At 72.7% G+C, this 26330-nt stretch carries 20 protein-coding genes and 1 pseudogene; 15 read left to right on the top strand and 6 right to left on the bottom strand.

Annotated elements, in window-relative coordinates; all coding sequences use genetic code 11:
- The 5 genes from ACFW2E_RS05885 to ACFW2E_RS05865 form a co-directional block, all read left to right on the top strand.
- The coding region (locus tag ACFW2E_RS05885) for a VWA domain-containing protein (protein ID WP_384462014.1) at positions 1-1288 on the top strand (1288 nt) is incomplete at its 5' end.
- Complete coding sequence (locus tag ACFW2E_RS05880; RefSeq protein ID WP_384462011.1) at positions 1285-2310, top strand: hypothetical protein; 1026 nt, start codon at positions 1285-1287, stop codon at positions 2308-2310. The genes ACFW2E_RS05885 and ACFW2E_RS05880, both read left to right, overlap by 4 nt.
- On the top strand, positions 2307-3374 hold the full coding sequence (locus tag ACFW2E_RS05875; protein WP_384462008.1) for a hypothetical protein: 1068 nt from the start codon (positions 2307-2309) through the stop codon (positions 3372-3374). The genes ACFW2E_RS05880 and ACFW2E_RS05875 overlap by 4 nt, the downstream gene beginning before the upstream one ends.
- A complete protein-coding gene (locus ACFW2E_RS05870) occupies positions 3371-6823 on the top strand; it encodes a hypothetical protein (protein WP_384462005.1) in 3453 nt (1150 codons plus the stop codon). Before ACFW2E_RS05875 ends, ACFW2E_RS05870 begins: the two co-directional genes overlap by 4 nt.
- A 97-nt stretch (positions 6824-6920) precedes the next feature.
- Positions 6921-7751 carry an SDR family NAD(P)-dependent oxidoreductase gene (locus ACFW2E_RS05865; RefSeq protein ID WP_384462002.1) on the top strand — a complete coding sequence of 277 codons (831 nt, stop codon included), beginning with the start codon at positions 6921-6923 and terminating at the stop codon, positions 7749-7751.
- A gap of 512 nt (positions 7752-8263) precedes the next feature.
- On the opposite strand, the gene ACFW2E_RS05860 is transcribed toward ACFW2E_RS05865, so the two are convergent.
- Positions 8264-8713 carry a hypothetical protein gene (locus tag ACFW2E_RS05860; protein ID WP_384461999.1) on the bottom strand — a complete coding sequence of 150 codons (450 nt, stop codon included), beginning with the start codon at positions 8711-8713 and terminating at the stop codon, positions 8264-8266.
- Positions 8714-8830: 117 nt separating this feature from the next.
- Between ACFW2E_RS05860 and ACFW2E_RS05855 the strand changes: the two genes are divergently transcribed.
- From ACFW2E_RS05855 to ACFW2E_RS05830, 6 genes and pseudogenes are all read left to right on the top strand, one after another.
- A complete protein-coding gene (locus tag ACFW2E_RS05855) occupies positions 8831-10006 on the top strand; it encodes a DUF4190 domain-containing protein (protein WP_384461996.1) in 1176 nt (391 codons plus the stop codon).
- Positions 10007-10153: 147 nt separating this feature from the next.
- Entirely contained in the window at positions 10154-10906 is a 753-nt protein-coding gene (locus ACFW2E_RS05850) for a GntR family transcriptional regulator (protein WP_384461993.1), read from the top strand.
- A 296-nt stretch (positions 10907-11202) separates the two neighbouring features.
- Entirely contained in the window at positions 11203-11394 is a 192-nt protein-coding gene (locus ACFW2E_RS05845) for an SPOR domain-containing protein (RefSeq protein WP_384461990.1), read from the top strand.
- A gap of 30 nt (positions 11395-11424) precedes the next feature.
- Positions 11425-11820, top strand: coding sequence for a (deoxy)nucleoside triphosphate pyrophosphohydrolase (locus ACFW2E_RS05840; RefSeq protein WP_384461987.1), 396 nt, complete (start codon positions 11425-11427; stop codon positions 11818-11820).
- A 159-nt stretch (positions 11821-11979) separates the two neighbouring features.
- Positions 11980-12409: pseudogene (locus ACFW2E_RS05835) on the top strand (ATP-binding protein).
- Between the two features lie 259 nt (positions 12410-12668).
- Positions 12669-15257, top strand: coding sequence for a SpoIIE family protein phosphatase (locus tag ACFW2E_RS05830; RefSeq protein WP_384461984.1), 2589 nt, complete (start codon positions 12669-12671; stop codon positions 15255-15257).
- Between the two features lie 10 nt (positions 15258-15267).
- Here ACFW2E_RS05830 and ACFW2E_RS05825 read toward each other — a convergent pair whose 3' ends face one another.
- Positions 15268-16836: a hypothetical protein gene (locus ACFW2E_RS05825; protein ID WP_384461981.1), complete on the bottom strand. Its 1569-nt coding sequence runs from the start codon at positions 16834-16836 to the stop codon at positions 15268-15270.
- Positions 16837-16916: 80 nt separating this feature from the next.
- On the opposite strand from ACFW2E_RS05825, the gene ACFW2E_RS05820 reads away from it, so the two are divergent.
- Genes ACFW2E_RS05820 through ACFW2E_RS05810 form a run of 3 tightly spaced genes read left to right on the top strand, consistent with a single transcriptional unit; the run spans position 16917 to position 19620 of the window.
- Positions 16917-18323 carry a hypothetical protein gene (locus ACFW2E_RS05820; protein ID WP_384461978.1) on the top strand — a complete coding sequence of 469 codons (1407 nt, stop codon included), beginning with the start codon at positions 16917-16919 and terminating at the stop codon, positions 18321-18323.
- Positions 18320-19294 carry a phosphotransferase gene (locus ACFW2E_RS05815; protein ID WP_384461975.1) on the top strand — a complete coding sequence of 325 codons (975 nt, stop codon included), beginning with the start codon at positions 18320-18322 and terminating at the stop codon, positions 19292-19294. Before ACFW2E_RS05820 ends, ACFW2E_RS05815 begins: the two co-directional genes overlap by 4 nt.
- A 5-nt stretch (positions 19295-19299) precedes the next feature.
- Entirely contained in the window at positions 19300-19620 is a 321-nt protein-coding gene (locus ACFW2E_RS05810) for a hypothetical protein (RefSeq protein ID WP_384461972.1), read from the top strand.
- On the opposite strand, the gene ACFW2E_RS05805 is transcribed toward ACFW2E_RS05810, so the two are convergent.
- The 4 genes from ACFW2E_RS05805 to ACFW2E_RS05790 form a co-directional block, all read right to left on the bottom strand.
- A complete protein-coding gene (locus tag ACFW2E_RS05805) occupies positions 19613-20383 on the bottom strand; it encodes a succinate dehydrogenase/fumarate reductase iron-sulfur subunit (protein ID WP_384461969.1) in 771 nt (256 codons plus the stop codon). The two genes, ACFW2E_RS05810 and ACFW2E_RS05805, sit on opposite strands and share 8 nt — an antisense overlap.
- The gene (locus ACFW2E_RS05800) at positions 20380-22323 is read right to left on the bottom strand and encodes a fumarate reductase/succinate dehydrogenase flavoprotein subunit (RefSeq protein ID WP_384461967.1); all 1944 of its coding nucleotides are present in this window, start codon (positions 22321-22323) and stop codon (positions 20380-20382) included. Before ACFW2E_RS05800 ends, ACFW2E_RS05805 begins: the two co-directional genes overlap by 4 nt.
- Positions 22323-23144: a hypothetical protein gene (locus ACFW2E_RS05795; protein WP_384461964.1), complete on the bottom strand. Its 822-nt coding sequence runs from the start codon at positions 23142-23144 to the stop codon at positions 22323-22325. The genes ACFW2E_RS05800 and ACFW2E_RS05795 overlap by 1 nt, the downstream gene beginning before the upstream one ends.
- Positions 23145-23465: 321 nt before the next feature.
- Positions 23466-23762, bottom strand: coding sequence for a hypothetical protein (locus ACFW2E_RS05790; RefSeq protein WP_384461961.1), 297 nt, complete (start codon positions 23760-23762; stop codon positions 23466-23468).
- A gap of 326 nt (positions 23763-24088) precedes the next feature.
- Between ACFW2E_RS05790 and ACFW2E_RS05785 the strand changes: the two genes are divergently transcribed.
- Entirely contained in the window at positions 24089-26275 is a 2187-nt protein-coding gene (locus ACFW2E_RS05785) for an ABC transporter family substrate-binding protein (protein WP_384461958.1), read from the top strand.
- Positions 26276-26330: the final 55 nt, after the last annotated feature.

The following is a 26330-nucleotide window of genomic DNA, read 5'->3' as shown; positions in this document are numbered from 1 at the left end:
GCGCGCGCGGGCGGCCGCGCTGCCGCCGGGCGCGCGGGTCGTGGTGATCACCTTCGCGCAGCACGCCGGTGTGCGCTTCTCCGGCACCGCCGACGAGCTGCGGCGCAAGGGCCGGTGGAACGGCAACGTCGAGGACGAGCGCCGCTGGACCAACATCGAGGGCGCCCTGCAGCGGGCGTACGAGCAGCTGGAGCAGCAGCGGGCGGGCTCCCGCCGGGTCGTGCTGCTCAGCGACGGGCTGCCCAACTACGGCGAGACCGATCCCGGGCGGCTCGCCGCCCTCGCCCGGCAGGCGGCCGACCGCGAGCTGCACACCGACGTCATCGGCATCGGCGCGGGCGCCGACTACGGGCTGCTGGAGCGGCTGGCGCCCACCGGGATGACCGAGCACGTGGCCTCCCGGGCCACCGCCGCCGAGGCGATGAAGCAGATCACGGCGCGCTTCGCCGCGTACGGCAGGCACGTCGTCGCGGGCAGCGGCGAACTGTCCCTGGAGATCAACCCGCACTTCCAGGTCCTCGGCGTCTATCAGCTCGACCCCGTCCGGCGGCGGCTCGACGGCGTCCTCTCCGACGGTGGCGGCAGGCGCCCCAGCGAGGTCCGGCTCGCCCTCGGCGCCATCGGCGAGGGCCTCGAAGGCCAGCCGCGCTACGCCCTGAGGATCCGTGCGCCCGAGCGGGTCAGCGCCGGACCGATCCCGGTCCTGAAGGCGACCGGACGCATCGGATCCGGTGCCGGCGCCAGGGCACTGGAGCCGGGCTCCCTCAGCCTGCCGACGGTCAACAACCCGCTGGCGCAGAACATCCGGCCCGACTACGAGCGCGAGGTGGCCGCGGTCGACCTGGAACGGGAGATCAGCCGGCTCGCGGACGCGGCCGGTTCGCGGGCCGAACGCGAACGGATCTTCGAGGAGGGCGCGGAGCGCGCCCGCCGCATCCCCGACCCCGACCTCGCCGCCGTGTTCCAGCAGTCGGCGGGCGGACTGCGCGAGGGGATGCAGGAGAAGGACGTGATGAACGAGTCCAGGGCGACCTCCAGCCGCAGTTCCACACGCAACAAGAGCGACTGGTTCCAGCCCATCCCGGTGGAGATGCCGGACGAGATCCGTGCCCGGCGCCGCACCCGGAGTCTGGACGACGACGAGGACGACACCGGTGGTGCCTACGGCGGCTACCGCGCGTACGGCGCCACGGGCTCGTACGGCGGCTCCGGCTCCGGCACCGGCTCCGGTGCCGACGGTCCCGACGCCCCCACCCAGCCCCCGTCCTTCCGCCGGGGTGCGTCGTGAGCGTTCCCGGAGTGATCATCGACGCGTCGAACGTGGCCGCGACCAGGCAGCGTCCCTGGCCGTTCGCCCGGGTCGTCGACGTGCGCGACGCCTGGCTGCGGGAGCATCCGGAGGCCGGTGCCCTCGCGGTCGTGGACGCGAGTGTCCGGCCCGTCCTCGGCGACCGGCACCTCGTCGAACAGGCCGAGCGCGCCCAGTGGCTGGAGGTCCACCAGGGCGACGCCGACGACCGGATCCTCGCGCTCGCCAAGCAGTTCGACGCCGCCATCGTCTCCAGCGACAACTTCCGCTACGCACGCCGCGAGCACCCCTGGCTGCAGGGCAACGACTCACGGGTGTGGAGCGTGCGCCGGATACGCGGCCGGATCCTGTTCAGTCCGCGACAGCTCGGGGTGGCCACCGAGGAGGAGATCGAGCGGGACTGGCAGCGCAAGCGGGCCAAGGCCGGTCTGCTCAGCCGGGACGCCGAGGAACGCTTCCGGTGCACCTCCGACGCCGAGGCCTGCCGGCGGGGCGGCGAGGTGCTGCTGCCGCGGCAGGTCAACAAGGACGGCGCCCGCTGGTACTGCCGCTCCTGCGGTTACGAGGCCGTCGAGATCGTGGCCGAACCGGCCCTGCCCGACGGTCCGGTCACCGGCCCCGTCCAGGTGGCCGTCCAGCACGGGTACACCTTCAGGCACGTCATCGCCGTACCGGCCGAGGGCGGTCTGACACTGGGCCGGGCCTCGCGCAGCCGCCCCGGTGTCACCGACGTGACCGAGGGCCTGGGCCGGGACGAGGCGGCCGAGATCTCCCGCACCCATCTGCGGATCTTCCTCGACGACGACGGGATGCCGCTGGCCGAGCACGTGCCGGAGCCGCACCAGAACGTCACGTTCCTCAACCCGGACACGGACACTCTGGGCCGGCCCCGCACGGGCCGGCTCGCCACGGCGATGCCGTACGCGCTGGAGGACGGCGACGAACTCCAGCTGGGACCGGGCACGGTACGGCTGCGGATCAGCTTCGGGGGTGGCGGGTGAGCGGGTTCGTGCCTTACTGGGAGTACGCCGAGCACGCCGACGAGCGCGGCTCGCGGCGCAAGGCGTGGATCCCGGCCGAGTTCGGTGTGGACGGGCGGTTCGTGACCCGCGGGCTGGTGGCCAAGGCGGGCCAGGGCTACATCGTGCTCGCCGAGGACCGCTGGTCGGGCGGAGACGTCGTGATCAAGGGCATGTGGTGGTCGGAGACCGCACTCGACGATCCGCGCCAGGTGCAGCGCGCGCTGGCGGAGCAGCGGCGGCAGCGGGAGCAGGGGCTGCGGGCCGTCCGGCAGGCCACCCAGCTCACCCAGCAGTGCCCGGTCGTCATCACCGTCGAGTCGCAGCCCTCGCCGTCGCTGGTCACCGCCGGACGCCATCCCGACCCGCCCGACGAGAGCTTCCTGGTACAGCAGTTCATCGGGCAGCGCGGCGGTACCTCCTTCACCCTGAAGGACGAGATCCGGACCAGGAAACAGGAGAACCGACGCTTCACGGAGGACGAACTCCTCGATCTCGCGGAGCAGTTGTGCAACACCCTCGCGGCCCTGCACGCCGAGCGGCACACCGGGAAGGCCTCGTCCAAGGGCTGGATCCACGCCGACATCAAGCCGGAGAACATCCTCGTGCTGGGCCCGCCGGCCCGCTATGTCCTGATCGACTACGACGCCGCCGTCCGCATCGGCGGCCGGATCGACACGACCACCCAGGCGTACGCGCCTCCCGGCCGCGAGGGCTCCGACGACCCCGGCGAGATGTCCGAGGCGTCCGTGCGGTTCGACATCTACATGCTCGGCGCCACCCTCGCGCACGCCGCCGCCCTGAACCGGCTCACCGAACAGCAGTACCGCCAGCTGTACGCCGACGAGTTCGAGGCCAGCGCCCCTGCCCGCAGGTACCTGACCTCACTCAACTACGGCCCCGTGCTCACCAACGCGCTGACGACCTGCCTGTCCTCCAGGAAGTTCCGCCTGGCCACCGTCGACCGCGTCCGCATCGACCTGGCCCGCGCCCGCGACGCGACGGTGCTGCAGTCGGCGCTGCGCGGACTTGGGGAGGCGTCGTGACCGACTCCGGTACCACGCTCGGCCGCCTCCTCACCCGCATCCCCGGCCGCTCCGGGCGCTTCTGGGAACCGCACACCGTGCAACTGCGGCCGGGACACCTGAGGTCGGCCGGGGCGGCCGCGGTCCGCGCCACCCGGCTGGTCAAGGACGAGGACGCCGACGTGTACGGGGCGCTGCGGCTGTTCCCCAACCGCAGCCGGCGCGGCCAGGCCGCCGCGCTGCTCGCCGCCGGGAACCCCGTCACACCCGCGCTCCTCGACATCGTGGACCACCCCGGGCTGCCGCCCGCTTTGATCACCGCCTGGGCGCCGGGCGACTCCTCCAAGCCGCTGCACGCGCTGCGCGAACGCGACGACCTGGACGCGATGCTGGCCGCCGGACACCGCTGGACGCCCGCCGGGGCGCTGCGCACCCTGGTGCCGCTCGGCCGGGCCCTGGACGACATGGCACGCGAGGGATACGTCCCGATCGAGCTGTCCCCGGACCACCTCGTGGTCAACTCCGGCGCGCTGATGCTGGCCGGCATCGGCAGGCACGGCTATCTGCCCTTCGAGGGCCGGATGCCCGGCGCCCAGGGCATGTCCCTGCCCAGCGCGCTGCTCCTCGGCGGCGACCTGCCGACCGCGGCCACCGGCCAGGAGGCCCTGGCCCACTGGCGCGAGGTCCAGGTCCGTGCCCTCACCCGGCTGGCCGGCTGGATGGCCTGCGGGCTGCCACCCGGCGCCTGGGGCTCGGTGGACGGCCCGGCCGACCTCGGCGGCTACCTGGCCGCGGCGGGCTTCCAGCGCGTCCCCGCGCTGCGCCCCGGCCGGCTCGCCGACACCCTCGCCCGCGCCGCCCGCCTGGAGGAGCAGTCGCGCGCCCGCGCCGACTTCGCCGAGGCCGCGGCGCTGCTGGTGTACGACGACGCGGCCCAGTTCAGCGGTGGCGAACGGCTGGCCGTCAATCCGGAGGCGCTGCGACTGGGCCTGCTGCACGAGCACGGTCCGAAGGTGATCGCCCTGGCCGCCTTCGACAGCCGGCGGCTCAGCACCCGCGGCGCCACCCTCCTGTCCGGCGCGGGCTGGGTCCTCGTACGGCCCGACGAACTGGTCGGCCTGGCCGGCAAGGCCGCCTCGGCCGCCCCGCGCGCCCGGCTGGTGGTCGCGGGCCGCATGGGCGCGCCCTCGCTGCGCGAGCTCCAGCGGGTGCGCGGCGGGCGGGTCGAACAGGTCGACCCCGAGGACATGTCCCTGGTCCCGCCGAAGATCGCGGGTGTGCGCGCCGACCAGCTGCCGTACTTCACCGACCGTGACATGGACGCGTACTCCGAGGAGATCCTGGACGGCAAGGGCGGCCAGGCGATGCGCCGCCGCACCTTCGCCGGCGGCTGGACGCTCAAGTTCGACGGCGTCGAGCGGGGCATGCGGCCGCGTGAGCGCGCGATGCTGCTGGACCGGATGGCGGACTGCTTCGGCACCAACACCGAGCTTCTGGTGGCCGTGCGCCACCGGCAGAACGCCCCCGGCCTGCGCAAACAGAGCAGGCTGCTCGACGAGGTGGGCATGCGCCGCCTGGTCACCGCCCTGTCCGGCGTGCCCCGGTCGGTCTTCCGGGACTGCCTGATGTCGGCTCTGCTCGGCCCGGCGGAGGAGGACCTGTACGAGGAGGCCGCCCGCCGGCTGCTGCCGGTGGCCGCACGGCTCGCCGATGTCTTCGATCCGCGCCGGGAGATCGGCCCGGACGGGCTGCAGATGGACGACGCCCTGCGGGAGCGGGCCGGCATCCGCCGCGTCGGCCTCCACGGACGGCTGTGCACCGCCGTGCGCGAAGTGCCGCCGGAACGGCTGGCGGACGCGGTCACCGGCATGGACGACGCACTGGTCTCCCTGCTCTCCCAGATCCCCGCGCCCAGCCTCCAGTTCCTCGCCACCCGGCTGGAGGACCCGGAGCTGTTCGGCCTGCTCCGGCCGCACCTCCAGGGCGACGACCTCGACCTGCTCTCCCGCTACACCCCCCAGATGTGGCGGCGCCTGCTGGACGGTCTGCGCCAGCCCGAGCACCTGGGACTGCTGGGCCTCGGCTGGGTACAGGTCGTGGACCAGGACCCGGCCGGGGAGGTGGACGCCCGGGTGCTGCTGCGGATCGCGGCCGATGCGCGGGCCACCGGGCACGACACCGTCCGCGCGCTGCTCGGCACCGCGCCCGCCGACTGGCCGGTGATCTGCGCCCACCCGGTGCTGGCCGCCCGCTGGCTGGCCGAACAGGGCGACCTGGAGATCGCCGAGATCGTCGCCGCGTTCCCCGACACCGAGGAGGCCCTCGCCCGCTACGGCACCGACGGACTGCGCAACGCCAACGAACTGGGTCTGGACCAGCGGGCGTTGAGCCTGCTCAAGGGGTACGCGGACGGCATCGGCCGCTCCCTGACCGACGTCGTGGCCGCCTTCCAGGAACGCGGGTACGAGCGTGCCGAGCAGACACATCCGCTCGGCACGGCCGCCGCCGTCGCCTGGTCCCGCTGGCAGCTGGAGCGCGGCAGAGACCTCGACTGGGTCCTCGGCAACGTCGTCGAGCGCCCCGCGAAGATCCGTGACTGGGCCGTCGACGGACCCCGGCTGACCCAGCGGGTCACCACGGCCGTCCTCGGCCCCGGTGCCGCGCCCGGTACGGCCGCCGCGCTGGCCGCCGACCCGGTCCTGCTGCCCCTGCTGGCCGGCCTGGGCAGCCATGAGCAGCGCCTGGCCCTGCTACGCCTGCACGCCGCCGAACCCGGGGGCACCGTCGACCCGCGCGCCCGCCGCGAACTCCCGCTGATCCTGGCCTCCGCGGACCCGCCCCTCGCCCTGCGCACCCTGTTGCGCGAGGGCCTCGGAGTCGTTGCCCAGCAGTTCGCCGACCGGTTCGGGCTCAGCCCGGAACAGCGTCGAATGCTCGCCGAACTGAGCCCGCTGACCCACGAGTTGGCGGCACGCTCGATGGAGTCTGTGCTGTCCGTGGGCGCCCGGTTCGGGCCCCGGGTCATGGTGACCGCCGCGGTCGTCGAACAGCGGCTGCCGGGCGCCGCCGAGGTGGTCACCGTGTGGGGTCCGCGCTGGCTGCCCCTGCTCGCGGGCCGCTCCGGGACACGTGTGCTGCGCCTGCTGGTCGAGCAGCGCGAGAAGCACGGCGCCCGCGCCGGCCGGCTCACTCCCTGGCTGCTGGCGGCGGGGGACGACGGGCTCGCCCTGGTCGAGCGGTACGGCTCCGACGCGCTGGACCTCGTCCTCGCCACCGGGGCGCCGCCGGACGAGGCCCGCCTGCTCGGCGAGCTGCTGATGCTGCCCGGTCCGGGTCCCACGCTCTACCGCCTGGTCACCGACCACGGCCTGCCCCCGGAGACCTGGTCCTGGGCGGCCCGGCTGCTGGCCCGCGGCGAACAGCCGGAGCGGGTGCTGCTGGCGCTGTGGAGCAGTAGGCCGGTGAGGTGAACCGGGCGGGAAACCCGTTGGACCGGAACTCCCCTTCGGGCAAAAGTGGTTGACGGGTTCCGGGGCAACAGGGCGCCGGAGGGAAGGAAACCGTCCGATGAGCAGGGTATGGCTGATCACCGGCGCGAGCAGCGGGTTCGGCCGCGCGATCACCGAGGCGGCGCTCTCGGCCGGCGACACCGTCGTCGGCGCTGCCCGCCGCCCCGGGATGCTGGACGACCTGGTCGCCGATCACCCCGGACAGATGGAGTCGCTGCGCCTGGACGTCACCGACATCGCCACGATCGAACCGGCCGTACGGGGCGTGGTGGAGCGGCACGGAAGGGTCGATGTGCTGGTGAACAACGCGGGCCGCACCCATGTCGGCGCCTTCGAGGAGACCACCGACGACGAACTCCGCGCCCTCTTCGATCTGCATGTCTTCGGCCCGGCGGCGCTGGTCCGGGCGGTCCTGCCGCACATGCGCGAGCGGCGGTCGGGCGCGATCGTGCAGATGAGCAGCATGGGCGGGCAGATGTCGTTCGCGGGCTTCTCGGCCTACAGCGGGACGAAGTTCGCCCTGGAGGGCATGTCCGAGGCGCTCGCCGACGAGGTGCGGGAGTTCGGGATCAGGGTGCTGATCGTGGAGCCGGGAGCGTTCCGGACGTCGCTGTTCGACACGGACCGGGCGGGCGTGAGCACCGACAGCCGCGTCTACGCCAGGGTGCCCGCCCCCCGGGGAGTCGTCTGCGAGGGCGGAGGCAGACAGCCCGGCGCCCGGGCCTGGGCGGGGGCGCTTATCGTCGCCGCGATCGACTCGGACGAGCCCCCGCTGCATCTGCCCCTGGGCGACGACTCGGTGAGCGCGGTGCTCGATCAGCTCGACGCCGTGCGCAACGACATCGCCGCCTGGGAGAAGCGCACCCGGGCCACCGCCTTCGACGAGTGACCCGACGGGGCGCCGGATCTTGTCCGCCCGCGCCACGGTGAGCGGCGACTCGGTCGGTCCGGGCCCCATCGGCCCGCCCTTGTCGGACTTGTCGAAATTTCCGGACTGAGGCCGTACGACCAGCAGGTGTTCCCGGTCGCGGACAGGCGTGGCCGGGTTCTGCAGCGCGGGATCGGTGAACCGCCGTTCCGGACGGGCCGACCGGCCGTCCGGCGACAGCCGGTCGGCGGCTGATCGTGCCGCCGGCGTTCTGCGCGGCCCAGAGCGCGCCGTGGGCCGTCTCCGGGCGGACGCCTTCCTCTCCTTGGCTCCGCTCAGGTCGCAGGCGGGGGTCGGTGTCCCGCGGTAACCCCGGCATCAGCGCGGTGGCCCTCGCCCGGCTGTGCGGTGCCGCCCCTCCGGCCATGCACACGACCCTGAAGAGCCGTCAGGACCGTGCCCGATCCAGCGCGCCGCGCACGGGTGGCGCAGGAACGTCCTGGAGGCCCGGCTCACCGACGAGGGCCGTGCCGTCATGGCCGACGCGGACGCCCGGGCCGTGCGCGTGGAGCGGGTGTCGGCGGCGGAGCCGTGAGCTCGAGCGGCATGCGCTCGATCGGCCCGCCCGTCCGCCTCGCCGCCCAGGCGTCCAGCGCCTGCAGGGCGGCGACGAGGTCGTGGGTGAGCACACCGTGCGACTCCGGGGGCAGTCCTGCCCCCCACTCCTCCCGCGGTTCCGGCGCACGGTCCGTCCCCGGGCCGAGAGCGGAGTGCAGACCGGGCATGACGTCCACCGAGGCAGGCAACTCCCGTACGACACGTGCCGCCTGCCCGGCCGGTACGCCGAGCGCCTTCGCCGGCCAGGCCCGTGCCGTGCCCTCGGCCCCGTCGGCCGGGAAGGCCGGCAGCGGCCACACCTCCGCCGCCGAGAACACCGTGCCGCCCTCCGCGGCTCCCGCCCAGCGTGCGGCCGGTCCGTTCACCGCGGCGACCGTCGCACTCGCGACCCGCATTCCCGCCCGGCCCACGGCGCGCTTACGATGCGCCCAGTCGCACATCAGTTCAGTGTTGCCGCCGCCCGACCCAGGAGCACGGTACCCGTGTCCATACCCCCGCCCCCCGGCCCGCACCAGCCCGAAGGCCAGTACCCGCCGTATCCGCAGGGTCCCTACGGCCCCTACGGGCCGCCGTACCAGCCCTGGTCCCAGGGGTACAGCCCCTTCAACCGCCCGGCGGCCGTCAACGGGCTCGCCATCGCCGCCCTCGTCCTCGGGATCCTCTGCTTCCTGCCGGGCGTGGGACTCGTCCTCGGGCTGATCGCGCTGAGCCAGATCAAGAAGCGCGGCGAGCGCGGCAGGGGCATGGCCGTCGGGGGCTCGGTGCTGTCCGGCGTCGGGCTCGCGCTGTGGGCACTGGCGCTGGCCACTGGCGGGGCGGCCGACTTCTGGGACGGGTTCAAGGAGGGCGCGCGCGGCGGCGCGAGCCTCTCGCTGGCCAAGGGTGAGTGCTTCAACACGCCGGGTGGCTCGCTGACGGGTGAGACGGACGACGTCGACAAGGTCTCCTGCGACCGGGAGCACGACGGCGAGGTGTTCGCCTCCTTCGAGCTGACGGGCCGTTCCTACCCGGGCGACGACTCGGTCACGGACACCGCCGACAAGCGCTGCTACGGACTCCGGGACAGCTACGCGATGGACGGCTGGGCCCTGCCCGGCGACGTCGACGTCTACTACCTCACGCCCACCCCGGGCAGTTGGAGCCGGGGCGACCGCGAGGTCACCTGCGTGTTCGGCAACACCAGCGAGGGCAGGACCCTGACCGGATCGCTCCGCAACGACGGGACGGTCCTCGACGCCGACCAGGTCGCGTATCTGAAGGCGGCTCACCTGCTCAACGCGGCCATGGACACTGTGCCCGACACGGAGTACGTCGAGGACGACCTGCCCGGCCACAAGGCATGGGCGGCCCGGGTCGAGAAGGCCCTCGCCGAACAGGCCGGGATGCTGCGCGGCCACCGGTGGCCGGCGGGCGCGAGGAAGCCGGTCGCCGCCCTGGCCGCGCTGCTCGACAGGTCCCGGGCCGAGTGGGCCGAGGCCGCGGCGGCCTCCGACGCCGACGCCTTCTACGCGCACTACGACAAGGGCTTCAAGCTGCTCGACCGGAACAAGACGGTCACCGCGCGCAAAGCTCTGGGCCTGGCCACGACCCCGCCGTCCGACGGCGACGGAGGCGGCGGTTCCGGCAGCGGGGGAGACGGCGGCGGAATGGAGGTGTGACGGCGGCCATAACGGGGAGAAAGTGCCTGCGTAAAGGCCTCCCCAGAAGCAAGTAATCACATCGAGTGATTCTCTGGCCTTTGCTTGCATGGCACCACCCACGGTTGCCAGGCTGTTGCTGTCTGTACAATCTGATGGGAGCGGCCAGTGACTTTCGGTGAGCAGCCGGCGTACCTGCGTGTCGCGGGTGATCTCCGCAAGAAGATCGTCGACGGTTCACTGCCGCCTCACACCCGGCTCCCGTCCCAGGCCCGCATCCGCGAGGAGTACGGCGTCTCCGACACCGTCGCGCTCGAGGCCCGCAAGGTGCTGATGGCCGAGGGTCTGGTGGAGGGCCGCTCCGGCTCGGGGACGTATGTGCGCGAGCGGCCCGTGCCCCGGCGGGTGGCCCGCTCCGGATTCCGCCCGGTCGGCGGCGCCACGCCGTTCCGGCAGGAACAGTCCGACGCCGCCGCGCGCGGCACCTGGGAGTCCAGCAGCCGGCAGGCCGAGGCGGGCGGCGCCATCGCCGACCGGCTCGGCATCCGCCCCGGCGACCGCGTGATGTGCACCAAGTACCTCTACCGGGACGCCGGTGAGCCGATGATGCTCTCCACCTCCTGGGAGCCCCTGGCCGTCACGGGCCGCACGCCCGTGATGCTGCCCGAGGAGGGCCCGCTCGGCGGCATGGGCGTCGTCGAGCGCATGCGCGCCATCGACGTCATCGTCGACAACGTCACCGAGGAGGTCGGCGCCCGGCCCGGCCTTGCCGAGGAACTGCACGTCCTGGGCGGTGTCCCCGGACATGTCGTCCTCGTCATCCAGCGCACCTACTACGCCTCCGGCCGCCCGGTGGAGACCGCCGACGTGGTGATCCCCGCCGACCGCTACCGTGCCGCGTACCACCTGCCGGTGAAGTAGCGCACACCCTTGGGGTAATTGCCCCCGTCGCCGCCCCGATCGGCGTTCTGCTCCGGGCCGTTGGAATCCGGCCGTTTTCGCAGGTGGTCCCCGCTGCCCCTGGTGTGCCGCCGACCGGAGGCACCGGGTGTGCGGACGGCGCATTCGTCACCGTGCGCCCCCGGGGTTCTGGCTGGTTGCGTACCTCTTTGTGAAAAGCCGTGTTCGCTGCGTAAATGTTAGGCGTACGCTCGGGCATATGCGGATTGCGGTTTCCCCGGAGGGCGGGTCCATGGGAAGCGGAGGGGTGGGGCTCCATGAGTGAAGGGACGGTCTCTCTTCCCTGGCTCGTGATACGGCAGGACGACAACGGCAATCGCTATCGCGTGGGCAGGTATGCGACCCGGGCCGAGGCGCAGAAGATCGCCGACAGCCTCGACGACCGCGGACACAAGCAGCTCTACTGGGTCGAGCGCATCACGCACAACGGCGACGGCACGCGCAACTGACCCCGTCCGCGCTCCCGTAGGCTCCCCCGCATGACGGAACGGATCGTGGTGGTGGGAGCCGCCCTGCTCGACGGAGCGCGACTGCTCGCCGCACGCCGGAGCGCGCCCCCCGAGCTGGCCGGCCGCTGGGAACTGCCCGGCGGCAAGGTGGAACCCGGCGAGACCTCCGAGGCCGCCCTGGTGCGCGAGCTGCGCGAGGAACTCGGCGTCGAGACCGAGGCCGTCGAGCGCGTCCCGGGGGAGTGGCCCCTGAAACCGCCGTACGTGCTGCACGTGTGGACCGCCCGCCTGTGCCCCGGCTCCACCGACCCGGAGCCCCTCCAGGACCACGACGCCCTGCGCTGGCTCACCCCCGGCGAGGTCTGGGACGTGGACTGGCTCGACCAGGACGTCGCCGCCGTACGACAGGTCGCGGCCCTGCTGTAGGCGGCCGAGACCCGCCCGTGCGGTGGACGGCCGGGCCGTCCACGGATCGAAGTGCGCCGAGGACTCCGTACGCCGTTCGTGCCACAGTGCGCCCCTCCGGGCGGTACTGGCCCGCGGATACCGGGTATGTGCCCATTAACCCCATGAAATCGGACATGGGTGGGCTTGCTTGCCTGGGAAGTGATCAGGCGTGATCGACACCGAAGGTCACTCTGCCAAGTGGACCTTTCCCGCGGACCCCGGCGCCGTACGCACCGCCCGTGCGGCGGTCTGCGACCAGTTGCGTGGCTGGGGGCTGGAGCCCCTCGCCGACATGACGTCGCTGCTGGTCAGCGAGTTGGTGACCAACTCCCTCCGGCACGCCACCGGCCCCATCGGTGTACGTCTCGTACGCCCCACCGGCCTCGGGGACACCCTCCTGGTCGAGGTCTCGGACCCGCTCCCGGACCCCCCGCGCGAGCGCGTCGTCCACCCCGAGGACGAGAGCGGCCGCGGCCTCCAGTTGGTCGCCAGCTCCTCGCGCCGCTGGGGAACACGGCCCGGGGACAACGGAAAGACGGTCTGGTTCGAGCTCTCGGTCCCCGGATGAAACGGGCGCCGTCGCTGTACAACCCCCCTCACGCCGTCCATGGAACCGCATGGGTCGGCGACGGTTGCCGGAGTGCGTGATTCGAGGGCGTGTTCCCTGGTTAGAAGACTGGGAGTGTTGTCGCGGCCCGGTCCGAAAACCGCTGGGACCGAGCTGTGATCGTGAACACCGTGTTGTGCGGCGCCGTAGTGCTGGATACTGCGGGCAGCCGCCCCCGGTGACCGGTGCCGGACGCGGTGAGCTGGAGGGGACGGTTCGCGTGAGCGAGATACCAGCGAAGGCCACGGAGTCCGAGGACCCGTCGGACGGCGCGAGGGCGGAGGGCGGGGAATCCGCCGCGGCCCCCGGCGACGCGATGTGGCAGAGCAGCCCGCCCGGCTCCATGTACGACTACATCAAGGTCGCGTCCTTCTCCATCAGCCCCGGCGGCCTCGTCGACCAGTGGAGCCTGCGCGCCGAGCAGCTCTTCGGAATTCCCGCCGAGCGCGCCGTGGGCATGGACCCCATCGAGGCCTTCGTCGACCCCGACCTGCGGGAGCGCAGCCAGCGCAAAATGGCCGAGATCCTGGACGGGCGCGAGTGGACCGGGGTGGTCCCCTTCCGGATCCCGGACACGGCGGAGGGCGAGTGCGGCGAGGAGGGGCTCGCCGAGGTCTACGTCATGCCCACGCGCACCGCGGAGGGCGAGAAGGCCGCCGTCTGCATCGTGGTCGACGTCCGGACCCTGCGCAGCATCGAGACCGACCTGGCGGCCTCTCAGGCGATATTCGGTCAATCCCCTTTCGGCTTCCTGCTGATCGACGCCGACCTGCGGGTTCGCCGCGCCAACATGCGGTTCGCGTCCATCTTCGGTGGGACACCGGACGACCACCGGGGCAAGGGAGTCCACGACTATCTGCCGCGCGGCGAGGCGGAACGGGTCGCGGCCACGCTGCGCCGGGTCCTGGAGACCGGCAACTCCATCACGGACATGCACGTCACCGGCTTCGTGCCCGGCTCCGACGAGCGTCGGCACTGGTCCATCAACCTCTACCGCGTGCACAGCGGCACCGGTCGTCCCATCGGTATCGCCTGGCTCGGTACCGACATCACTGCTCGCCGCGCGGCCGCCCGCGAGGCCGCGGCCGCACGGCGAAATCTCGCCCTTCTCAACGAGGCGGGCGCCCGCATAGGCAACTCCCTGGACCTGGAGACGACGGCCCGCGAGCTCCTGGACGTCGTCGTCCCCGGATTCTGCGACCTGGCCACCGTCGACCTCTACCAGGGCCTCCTGGCGGGCGACGAGACCCCGCCCGGACTGGCCGACGGCAGCGCGGAACTGCGCCGCGTCGCCTTCGCCAGCGCGGTCTCCGACGCCCCGTTCGTCGGCGGCGGCGCACCGGTCGCCGTCGGCGCGGTCCACCACTACCCCTTCAACTCGCCCTGCGCGGACGCCCTGCGCACCGCCCGCCCGCAGAACGTGCCCGCCGAGGAGGGCGCCCTCGTCCAGTCCACGCTGGCCGTCCCGATGGTCGCCCACGACACGGTCGTGGGGCTCGCCCAGTTCTCCCGGACGAAGGGCAGCGAGCCGTTCGGCGACCGCGACCGTGACCTCGCCGTGGAACTGGCCGCGCGCGCCGCCGTGTGCATCGACAACGCCCGCCTGTACCGCCGTGAGCACGAGCGCGCGCTGATACTGCAACGGTCCCTGCTCCCGCCCGGCGACCCCGAGGCGTCCGGCCTGGACATCGCGTGCCGCTACCTGCCCGGCAACGCGGCGACGGAGGTCGGCGGCGACTGGTTCGACGTGATCGAACTTCCCGGCCACCGCACGGCGCTGGTGGTGGGCGACGTCATGGGCCGGGGCCTGCGCGCCGCGGTGGCGATGGGCGAACTCCGCACGGCCGTCCGCACACTGGCGCTGCTCGACCTGGAACCGGCCGAAGTCCTCTCGGCGTTGGACGAGATCGCGCGCGGGCTGGGCACGCCCGGCGGCGTCCAGCAGGCGACCCGCACGGCCCGCCAGCCCCGGGACGCGGACCTCTCGGAGGTCTACCTGGCGACGTGCGTGTACGCCGTGTACGACTCGGTGACCCGGCGCTGCACGTTCGCCAACGCCGGCCATCTGCCGCCGGTGCTGGTGGAACCGGGCGAGGCGGCGCTGATGCTGGACGTACCCCCGGGCATGCCGCTCGGCGTGGGCGGAGAGCCCTTCGAGGAGGTGGAGGTCGAACTCCCCGAGGGAGCCCTGCTGGCCCTCTACACGGACGGCCTGGTCGAATCCCGGGACCACCCCCTGGACGAGGGTCTCCAGGCGTTCGTAGGAGCGCTCACGGATCCGGCCAGCCCGCTGGAGGACGTGTGCGACCACGTCCTCAACACCCTCGACACCCACCACGGCGAGGACGACATCGCCCTGCTCATGGCCCGGGTCCAGGGCCTGCCGACCGACTCCGTCGGCGACTGGGCGCTGCCGCGCGAGCCACGCAGTGTGGGCCGTGCCCGTGAGTACGCTCGCGGCCAGCTGGTCAGCTGGGACCTGGAGCCGCTGGTCGACACCGCGGAGCTCCTGGTCAGCGAGCTGGTGACCAACGCCCTGCGCTACGGCGAGGGCGAGATCAGACTCAGGCTCCTGCTGGACCGCACCCTGGTCTGCGAGGTCTGGGACTCCGGCCTGGTCCAGCCGCGGCGCCGTCGCGCCCGCGACACGGACGAGGGCGGTCGCGGCCTCCAGCTCGTCGGCCTCCGCAGCGCGGCCTGGGGCTCCCGGCGCACACCGCGCGGCAAGACGGTCTGGTTCGAACTCCCGCTGCCGGACGGGGAGAACGGCCTGACGGACCCCGCGGAGGCGTTGCTGAGCCTGTTCTGACCCCGCCCGGCTACCCCTGGGAGAGCGTGCGGCGGGCCCGGGTCTCCGGACCGCCGAAGCTCACCGGGGGACCGCCGTCGGCCTCCTCGCCGAGCAGGATCCCGCCGAGGACGGCCCCGGCCAGCCCGTTCGCGTGCTCGGCGGCGCCGTCGTACGGGTTCCCGCGCTCGCGGACGTCCCGCTCCGCCAGTTCGCGGGCCTCACGGGCGAGGGCGTCGGCGGCCGCGTAGTCCCCGGCGTCCGCGGCGAGGAGCCGTTCCGCCTCCGCCAGGAGCGTGCGGGCCTCGGCCCCCACCGCGCCCCGGTGCGTGGCGACGAAGTCCGAAGCTGCGGACACGGCACCGTCGGCGGTGAACCGGGCCGCCCGCGCCATGACACCGGCGCGTCCCACGCCCAGCAGTCCGACGGTCCCCGAGATCCGCCGCAGGGCGTCCACCGGGTCGTACGGCCCGCCGGTCAGCTCTTCCCGTACGGCGGCCAGGGCGACGTCGGCGTGGGCGACGCGGGCCCGGAGCTCGCCATCGGGGAGGAGCGGCGCGGAGGTGCCTGCCGGCCGCTTGCGAGCCTCCGCGATCTCCACCTCGCCGCCCGTCAGCGCGGCCGGCACCAGTTCCGCCGCCGTCTTCAGGTCCCCGGCCAGCCGTTCCACCCCGGACACGAGGACGCCCGCCTGGGCCACGGCCCCCTCGGCCGCGCGCAGCGCGCGGGCCGCCCGCTCGCCGTCCCCGGAATCGTCGGCCTGGCGGGCCCGGTTGAGCTGGGACGTGGCGAACACGAGCCGGTCCTTGGCCTGCTCGACGTATCCGGTGACGGAAGCGGTGGCCGACGGCGTGTAGCGCCCGCCCAGCTCGGCGAGCGCCGCCTGGGCGTCCGCCGTGCGCCCGGTCAGTTCCCGGAACCGCCCCTCGGCGATGCGCAGGGCCTCGCCCACCCCCGCTTCCAGCGACCGCAGTTGATCGAACCCGGCCGCCTCCGCGTCCAGCCGCCGCCCGGCCTCGGCGCACCGCCCCACGATTCCGACCAGCGCCTGCCGCCGGGCCGTCTCGTCCCCCGGAGCGCCCCGCTCGAACCGCCGCCATATGGCGAACGCGGCCGCGAGTTCGGTCTCCGCCGCGCGCAGGGCCTGGGCGAACGGCTCCACGGCTGCCGCCCCGAACCGCGCCTCGGCGAAGGCGAGTTCCTCCCGGCTCGTCCGCACACTGTCGTCCGCCTCGACGAGCGAGGTCCGCGCCTGGCGTTCGAAGTCGTGCACCGAGGGCGCGGGCGGCTGTGCGGACACCACGCCGGGTGTCGTACGGCTCCGGGCCCGCCGGGTGCGCCGCAGATAGCCGTACCCTGCCAGCACGGCCGCCACGGCCACGACGGCCAACGGCAGGACCAGATCGGTGGGCGAGGTCCCGCCCTCCTCCGGCGCGGCGGTGACCCGCGCCATGGGAACCGGATCTTCGGCCCTGATCGTCATCACCGGCAACACCAGCCACAGGATTCCGACCACACAGCCCAGCAGGGCGTGTGCCACCCGCACGGCTATGTGCGACTTGGCATGCCTGGGCCGGCGCCGGGTCGAGGATGGCGTCACATTTCGGAGCGTATGGGCAGGTAACCGCCTCCGCGACCGGGGTGGATGCGTGCGGGGGACCACGGGACAGGGGGTACGGAATGGACACCGGACCGATGGGGGCCGAGGAGCGAACAGCACGGTCCGGAGAGAACGGCACCTCCGAGACCGCGACCGGGGAGACCGGCCCCGCCGCCCGTGCGGGAGTGGCCGAGAGTTCGGGCGACGCGGTCCTGGCCGGGGAGGAGCAGTCCGCGTCCGGGATGAGCGAGTCCGCCGCCCGGGCGGGGGAGGCCGGGGCCGGAGAGAGCGCGTCCGGCGTCCGGGCCGGGGCCCTTCGCGGCGCGGCGGAGGCGGCCGTCGGCCGGGACGAGGAAGCCGTGACGGGAGCCGGTGTCCCGGGCGGGTCTCCTCGTGCCCGGGAGGAAGGGGCCGACCCTCCGGGCGGAGCGGGGAAGGCGTCCGAGGACGTTCCGGCGGCCGCACCCGGCGGCCGGCGCCGTACGCGGCTCAAGTGGGCGCGGCGCGTGGTGCTCGGGCTGGTTCTCGTCGTCCTCCTGCCGTTGCTCGCCGCCGGGACCGCGCTCCGGGTGAACTACGCCGGTGACCCGGCGGACGGCACGTACACCAGGAACAGGGACGCGATCTGGCTCGGTCACGCCTGGGTCGACGGCCGCAAGGACGACGCCGACGTCGAGGCCCTCGCCCGCCGCCTGCGCGGCACGGGCATCCGGGACCTGTACGTCCACTCGGGCCCCCTGGAGCACGACGGCACGCTCCCCGGGTCGGCCTGTCCGAAGGCCCGTTGGCTGATCGCCGCGGTGCACCGGGAACTCCCCGGAGTCCGCGTCCAGGCCTGGCTCGGCGACAAGCTCGCCAGCGAGTCACCCGACGGTTTGAGGCTGGAACGCGCACAGACCCGCGCCGCCGTCGTCCGTTCCACCCGCCGGATCCTCACCGCCGGCTTCGAGGGCGCCCACTTCGACCTGGAGCCCCTCCACTCCGGCGACCGGGACTACCTCTCCCTCCTCGACGACCTGCGCCGCGTCACCCGCGCACACGGCGCCCTGCTCTCCGTCGCCGCCCACCAGATCGACCCGCTGCCCGCCTTCCACTCCTTCTGGGGTACGACCACCGGCCACCCCAAGTGGTGGTCGCAGGCGTACTTCGGGCAGGTGGCCCGCCGCGTCGACCAGATCGCCGTGATGTCGTACGACACCATGCAGCCGCTGGAGAGCCTGTACGGCGGCTACGTCGCCCAGCAGACCAGCCTCGCACTGGAGGTCACCCCGCACTCCACCGACCTCCTCATGGGCCTGCCCTTCTACCACGAGAACCGCTTCGGCCACTGGGCGCGCGCCGAGACCGTCCCGGCCGCCGTGCGCGGCGTACGCCTGGGCCTGTCCCGCACGGACGCGGACCGCACCCGCTTCGGCGTGGCGCTGTACGTGGACTTCGCGGCGACGGAGGACGACTGGACGGCCTACCAGGAAGACTGGGTGGGGTGACCCGTACACGCCGTCAGCTGACCGCCGCCGAACTCACCCCGCTCGCCCGCGCCGCCGCCGGTCCGGCCCGCACGCTCTGCGCCGTCACCCGGCTGCGCGGCGGCTCCAAGAAGGGGGTGTACCGCCTCACCTTCGACGACGCGACCACGGCCGTCGCCTACGTCTGGTCTCCCGACGAGGACTACTGGGACCTGCCGGACACCGACCCCCGCGACCCGTTCTCGCACGCCTCCGGCCTCGACCTGTTCACGGCGTCGCACGCACGGCTGTCCGCCCTCGGAGTCCGCACGCCCCGGCTGCTCCACGTGGACACCGCCGCGGGCGCGGCCGTGGTCGAGGACGTCCGGGGAGGCAGCCTGGAGGAGGCGCTCGACCGGGACCCCGAGGCGGCCCGCCCCGCTCTGCGGCGCCTGGCCGAGGCGCTGGAGACCATGCGGGCCTGCACGGCCCCCGGCCACGGCAAGGTCGCCGTGGTCGACAACGGCGGCTCCTCGTACGGCGGTCCGTGCGAGCGGCTCGTCACCGACCGGGCGCTGGCCGGCATCGCCGAGACCGCCGTACGGGACGAGCGGATCGCCGAGGCCCGCGACGCGCTGGAGGAGACCGTGCGGTCGCTGGCCGCGGAGGTCCGGCCGCGCGCCCAGCACAGCCTCGTCCACGGCGAACTCGGCCCGGACCACGTCCTCGTGGACACCGGCGGTGACCCGGTGCTCATCGACATCGAGGGGCTGATGTACTTCGACGCCGAGTGGGAGCACGTTTTCCTGCGGTTCCGCTTCGGCCCCGCGTACGACGTGCTCCGCGGTCCCGGGCTCGACGAGTCCCGGCTGCGTCTGTACCGGCTGGCCATGCACCTCGACCTCGTCGCCGGACCGCTGCGGCTGCTCGACGGGGACTTCCCGCAGCCGGAGGTGATGCGGGCGATCTCGGAACACAATCTGGCGCAGGCCCTGGCTCTGGTGGGACGATGATCGCCATGCACACGTACTTGGTGGGGGCGGCCGTTCTGGCCGTGGCGCTCCTCCTGGCGTCCGGGATCGCGAGCGTCACGACCGGCTGGGTGATGCCACTCGGCCGCAAGCGTGTCCTGCGGCCGAAGCTGTGGGGCTACGGGACGCTGACCAGCGGGATCGGCATGGGTGTGTTCCTCTTCGTCGGGCCCTGGGGCTCCTCGGAACCCCCCAGCGGCCTGCGCGAGGCCATCGCCTGGTGCGGCTGGGGCGTGTTCTTCGTGGGGAGCTTGATCCAGCTCCTCGCCCAGCGCCCCGGCCGCACCCCTTCGGCAGCGCCTAGGTAGACCGCCTCCCGATCTTCGACCCCAGCCACACCAAGGGGTCGTACTTGCGGTCGACGGCCCGTTCCTTGAGCGGGATCAGCGCGTTGTCCGTGATCCTGATCCCCTCCGGACACACCTCCGTGCAGCACTTGGTGATGTTGCAGTAGCCGAGGCCGTGTTCCTCCTGGGCCGTGCTCTTGCGGTCCAGGCCGGTCTCCTCCGCCGCGTCCAGCGGGTGCATGTCCAGCTCGGCCACCCGCATCAGGAAACGCGGTCCGGCGAACGCCTTCTTGTTCTCCTCGTGGTCACGCACCACGTGGCAGGTGTCCTGGCACAGGAAGCACTCGATGCACTTGCGGAACTCCTGCGACCGGTCCACGTCCTCCTGCATCATCCGGTACTCGCCGGGACCGAGCCCGGCGGGCGGCGCGAACGCCGGAACCTCCCTGGCCTTCAGGTAGTTGAAGCCGACATCCGTCACCAGGTCGCGGATCACCGGGAAGGTACGCATGGGTGTGACGGTGATCGTCTCCGCGCGGTCGAACACCGACATGCGGGTCATGCACATCAGACGCGGCCGCCCGTTGATCTCCGCCGAGCACGAACCGCACTTGCCCGCCTTGCAGTTCCAGCGCACCGCGAGGTCGGGCGCCTGGGTGGCCTGGAGGCGGTGGATGATGTCGAGCACCACCTCGCCGTCGTTCACCTCGACCTTGAAGTCCTCCAGGCCGCCGCCCCCGGCGTCGCCCCGCCACACCTTGAAGCGGGCCTCGTAGCTGCTCACTCGTAGAGCTCCTCTTCGGCGAGGTACTTGACCAGCTCCTCCTTGTCGAAGAGGACGAGCAGGTCCGGGCGGATGGGTTCGGTGGTCTCGCGGGTGAGGTCGATCTGGCCCTGGACCGGGTCGGTCGCCGCCAGGCCGCCGGTCGGGTCGGCGAGCCGGCACAGCAGATTCAGCCGGCGCCACCGGCGGTCCATCGTCGGGTGGTCCTCGCGGGTGTGCCCGCCGCGGGACTCCGTGCGTTCCAGCGCGGCCCGCGCCACGCACTCGCTGACCAGCAGCATGTTCCGCAGGTCCAGCGCGAGGTGCCAGCCGGGGTTGAACTGGCGGTGCCCCTCCACACCGGCCCGGCGCGCCCGTACGCGCAGCTCCGCGAGCTTCTCCAGGGCCTGGGCCATCTCGCCCTCGCGGCGGATGATGCCGACGAGGTCGTTCATGGTCTGCTGGAGTTCCTGGTGGAGGGCGTACGGGTTCTCCGGCGGACGGCCCTCCTCCTCACCCGGTGCCGGTCCCTCCGCCGAGAACGGCCGCAGCGCCTCCGCGGCCGCCGTGTCGATCTGGGCGTCGTCCACCGGCGGCCGTCCGCCCGCGAGCCCCGCCGCGTACTCGGCCGCGTGCCGGCCCGCGCGGCGCCCGAAGACCAGCAGGTCGGAGAGCGAGTTGCCGCCGAGCCGGTTGGAGCCGTGCATACCGCCCGCGACCTCACCGGCCGCGTACAGGCCGGGCACCCCGCGCGCCGCCGCGGTGTCGGACTCGACCGCGATGCCGCCCATCACGTAGTGGCAGGTCGGCCCGACCTCCATCGCCTCGGCCGTGATGTCGACGTCCGCCAGCTCCTTGAACTGGTGGTACATCGACGGCAGCCGGCGCCGGATGACCTCGGCGGGCATACGCGTCGACACGTCCAGGAAGACCCCGCCGTGCGGGGAGCCGCGGCCCGCCTTGACCTCGGAGTTGATGGCCCGCGCCACCTCGTCGCGGGGGAGCAGCTCGGGAGGGCGCCGGTTGTTGTCCGGGTCGTCGTACCAGCGGTCGCCCTCCTCCTCCGACTCTGCGTATTTCTCCTTGAAGACGTCGGGGATGTAGTCGAACATGAACCGCTTGCCCTCGGAGTTCCTGAGCACCCCGCCGTCGCCGCGCACCGACTCGGTGACCAGGATGCCCTTCACCGACGGGGGCCAGACCATGCCCGTCGGATGGAACTGCACGAACTCCATGTTCAGCAGCGGCGCCCCGGCGAGCAGGGCGAGGGCGTGGCCGTCGCCCGTGTACTCCCACGAGTTCGACGTGACCTTGAAGGACTTGCCGATGCCGCCCGTCGCGATCACCACGGCCGGGGCTTCCAGCACGAAGAACCGGCCGGTCTCGCGCTCGTACGCGAAGACGCCGCTGACGCGCGAGCCGTCCTTCAGGACCCGGGTGACCGTGCACTCCTGGAAGACCTTCAGCCGGGACTCGTAGTCACCGGTCTCCCTCTTGTCCTCCTGCTGGAGCGAGACGATCTTCTGCTGGAGGGTGCGGATCAGCTCCAGGCCCGTACGGTCGCCGACGTGGGCCAGGCGCGGGTACTCGTGGCCGCCGAAGTTCCGCTGGGAGATCTTCCCGTCCTTCGTGCGGTCGAACAGCGCGCCCCAGGTCTCCAGCTCCCACACCCGGTCCGGGGCCTCCCGCGCGTGCAGCTCGGCCATCCGCCACTGGTTGAGGAACTTGCCTCCGCGCATGGTGTCGCGAAAGTGGACCTGCCAGTTGTCGTGCTCGTTGACGTTGGCCATCGCCGCCGCGATGCCGCCCTCGGCCATCACGGTGTGCGCCTTGCCGAACAGCGACTTGCAGATCACCGCCGTACGGGCGCCCCGCTCCCGTGCCTCGATCGCGGCCCGCAGCCCGGCGCCGCCGGCCCCGACCACGACGACGTCCCACTCCTGCCGGTCCACCACGGGCATCAGAAAAACCTCGGATCGTCGAAGACACCGGACGCGACCAGGTACACGTAGAAGTCGGCGAGCGCCACGCTCACCAGGGATGCCCAGGCCAGTTGCATATGACGGGCGTTCAACCGCCCGACGAACTGCCACGCCCGGTAGCGCACGGGATGCTTCGAGAAGTGCTTCAGCTTCCCGCCGACGATGTGCCGGCACGAGTGGCAGGAGATCGTGTACGCCCAGATCAGCACGATGTTGAGCAGGAAGACCAGGGTGCCCAGGCCCATGTGGCCCCAGCGGTAGTGCTCGTCGCGGAAGGACAGCACCGTGTCGTAGGTGAGCACCCCGGCCACCAGCAGGGCGGCGTAGAAGAAGTACCGGTGGACGTTCTGCAGGATCAGCGGGAAACGGGTCTCGCCGGTGTACTTCCTGTGCGGCTCGGCCACCGCGCAGGCGGGCGGGGACGCCCAGAAGCTGCGGTAGTAGGCCTTGCGGTAGTAGTAGCAGGTCAGGCGGAAGCCGAGCGGGAAGATCAGGATGATGATCGCGGGGGAGATCGCCCACCAGCTGCCGAAGAGATCGGCGTTGGGGCCCGCGTGCATCGTCCGGCAGTTCTCCGCCAGGCAGGGCGAGTAGAAGGGCGAGACGTACGGCGCCGCGTAGTAGTAAGCGTTGGCGAAGGCCCGCCAGGTCGAGTAGACGACGAAGGCGAACAGACCGGCCGCGGTGACGGCCGGGGCCAGCCACCAGCGGTCGGTCCGCAGATGCGGGGCGTCGATCGCGGCGCGCGTACCGGTGTGTACGCCGCCCGAGGTCCCCTGATCGAGTGATGAATGCGTCATCTGCTTGCAGGACCTCCGGCGATCTCGGCTGGCGTCTGGTGTGCGCGGTCCGGGCCGTGAGGGACTCCGCCCTTCCGGGGCCGGACCACGGACAGGATCCGTGTCGCCGCCCGGTTGCGGCAGCAATCCATCAGCGGCCTCCGGCCGCGGGGGACGACCAGTGCGCCCAAGACCGTTCGGGGCGTGCCGCCGGAAAGGCCTGTGCTACTCCGGTGTCGAGGAACGGTTCCGTACCAGTGGTCAACAGGTCCACTCCTTGAAGTAGCGGTAGAGGCGTGGTCGGCCGGTCCTTGGTTCAGGGAGCGCGCCGACCGCGGGTACTCAGTGATCGGGGCCGTGCTGCGCGCCGAGGCCCTCGTCCTCGGCGCCCCTCCACATGGTGTTGTCGTACGGGGCGTCGGAGATCGTCACAAGATCAGGGCGCCGGGATGACGCGGCCGTCCGGGTGGTGGCCGCCGCGCGCAGCAGCGCCACGCTCTCGCGCAGGTGGTCGGCGTCGGCGTGGACGCGGCGTATGTCGAGCCCGCCGCTCCCCATCTGCTGCTCCAGGCGCCCAAGCGACCGGAACAGGTCGTCGAGGCACCGCTGAACTGTCGTCAGTTCGTCGTGCACGGACATGACGTGACCTCACTTCCGCGGACTTCGTGGTCCAAGGCGGCAACGTTCATGCGCCTGCGAGTGTTGCGCGTCACACCGGCTGATGTGAAGGCATGTGCAGCGATTGGCGGATTGCGCGCCTCCACCGCACGCCCGCACGCGCGCTCTGTGTGCGCCGGGGCGCGTGTTGCGCCGCACGGGTGGGCTTGGGAGCCCCCGCCGCCGTGTCGCCCCCGGCAGGCGAACCCTTTCCTCTTCAGTGGGTCCGTAGATCTGATCAGCACCAAAATACCGCCAAATGTGAACAGACCACACCCGTGTCACCGGGCTCCCCGGAGGTAGCAGAGATGTCCCACGACGGCGTCGGACTGCGCGCGGTCATGCGCTCGGTCGTCTTCCTCACCGCTGGCGCGCTCGCGGTTCCCGCCCTCGCGGGCTGCAGCTCGGACGACGACGCGGACCGCCCGCTGGCCGGACAGGACATCGCCCCGGTGGCCCGGAACCTGGTCGCGGACGGCGGCACGCTGCGCTGGGCCGTGGACGCCGTCCCGGAGACCCTCAACGCCTTCCAGGCCGACGCCGACGCCGGCACCTCCCGGGTCGCCCAGGCCGTCCTCCCGTCGATGTTCCGCCTCGACCGCGACGGGCGCCCGGTCCGCAATCCCGACTACCTGGAGTCCGCCAAGGTCATCGAGACCGAGCCGCGCCAGGTCGTGCTCTACAAGCTCAACCAGCAGGCCGTCTGGAGCGACGGACGCGAGATCGGCGCCGCCGACTTCGCCGCCCAGTGGCGCGCCCTGTCCGGCACGGACACCGGCTACTGGACCGCCCGCAACGCGGGCTACGACCGCATCGCCAAGATCGAACGCGGCGCAAACGACCTTGAGGTCCGGGTCACCTTCAACCGTCCCTACGCCGACTGGAAGTCGCTGTTCTCGCCGCTGTACCCGAAGGACGTCATGGGCACCCCGGACGCCTTCAACGACGGGGCGCGCCGCAAGCTCAAGGTCACCGCCGGACCCTTCAAGGTCGACAAGGTCGACACCGCGCAGAAGGACGTCGTCCTCTCCCGCAATCCGCGCTGGTGGGGTCATCCCACCAAGCTGTCCGAGATCGTGCTGCACGCCGTGCCCCGCGACAAGCGGGCCACCGCGCTGGCCGACGGCACGGTGGACATCGCCGACGTCGACCCCTCCGAGGCCGAGCGCATCACCCTCGCCGGCCGCGACAAGGGCACCGGCACACCCCTGCAGGGCGGTGGGCGGACCTCCGCCAAGAAGCTGCGCTCCTGGGCCCTCGCGCACGGCCTCGACTCCGCCGAGCTCGGCTCGGGCGACAAGGAGCTGCGCAAGGCCGTCACGCAGTACCTGCACAGCCAGGACGCGCTGCGCGGCTTCGAGGTCCGCAAGTCCCTGGAACCCGCGTACACCCAGCTCGCCCTCAACGGCTCCGGCGGCCCCCTCGCCGACGAGCGGGTGCGCCGCGCCGTCGCCCGCGCCCTCGACCGCACGGAGCTCGTCAAGCTCGCTCTCGGCCCGCTCGGCCTGCCCGCCGTCCCCGTCGGCAGCCACCTCGCCCTCTCCGGCCAGGCCGCCTACGCCGACGGCAGCGGAGCCCTGGGCGGACAGGACACGGCCGAGGCGCAGGCGCTGCTCGCGGACGCCGGATGGGTGCGTGGCGGGCCCGTCAAGGAGCCGAAGAAGGCCGAGAAGGCCGCCGGGCCGGAGGGCAGCGGGGCCGACGAGTCCGAGGGCGGCGACGACGGCACGTTCATCGTGGGCGAGGACGACAAGGACAACCCCAAGGACCACAAGAACAAGCAGCGCGAGACGACCGGTGACGAGGGCGGCAGACACCTCGCACAGGACGGCAGGCAGTACAAGGGCAACCACCTCAGGCAGGGCGGCGCGCCCGGCGCCTACGCCCCCAAGGGCACCGCCGCCCCGGCGGGCGCGGTGGCCGGACCGCTCGCCAAGGACGGCCAGGCGCTCACGCTGCGCTTCGTGCTCCCCTCGGGCCCCGGCTCGGACACCCTGCGCACCGTCGCGGACCGGATCTCGGTGATGCTGGAGAAGGTCGGCATCCGCACCGAGATCAGCACGGTCCCGGACGAGAGCTACTTCCGGGACCACATCGCCGCAGGCCAGTTCGACCTCGCCCTCTACTCCTGGCCGTCCTCCGCCTTCCCCGCCACCGACGCCCGCCCCATCTACGCCAAGCCGGTCCCGGCCGCCGACGGCTCCGTGAACGTCGAGCAGAACTACACCCGCGTCGGCACCGACCAGGTCGACCAGCTCTTCGACCAGGCCGCGGCCACGCTCGACGAGGACGAGTCCGACGCCCTGATCCGCAAGGCCGACTCCCGCATCTGGGCGGCGGCGGGCTCCCTGCCCCTCTATCAGCGCCCCCAGCTCGTCGGAACGAGGAAGACCCTGGTCAACGCGGGTGCCTTCGGTTTCCAGACCCCGATCTACGAGGACATGGGCTTCCTGAAGAAGGGCGCCAGGACCTCTCCCAGCCCGTCCCATAAATGATCACTCGTGGCCCTGCGCAAGCCGCCTCGCGCAGGGCCACGTACCATGGGGTGAG

This window comes from Streptomyces sp. NPDC058964, from assembly GCF_042741275.1.
In the GTDB taxonomy this organism is placed as follows: domain Bacteria; phylum Actinomycetota; class Actinomycetes; order Streptomycetales; family Streptomycetaceae; genus Streptomyces.
The sequence above is the reverse complement of the archived record's forward strand: the minus strand, read 5'-3'. Positions and strand labels throughout refer to the sequence as shown.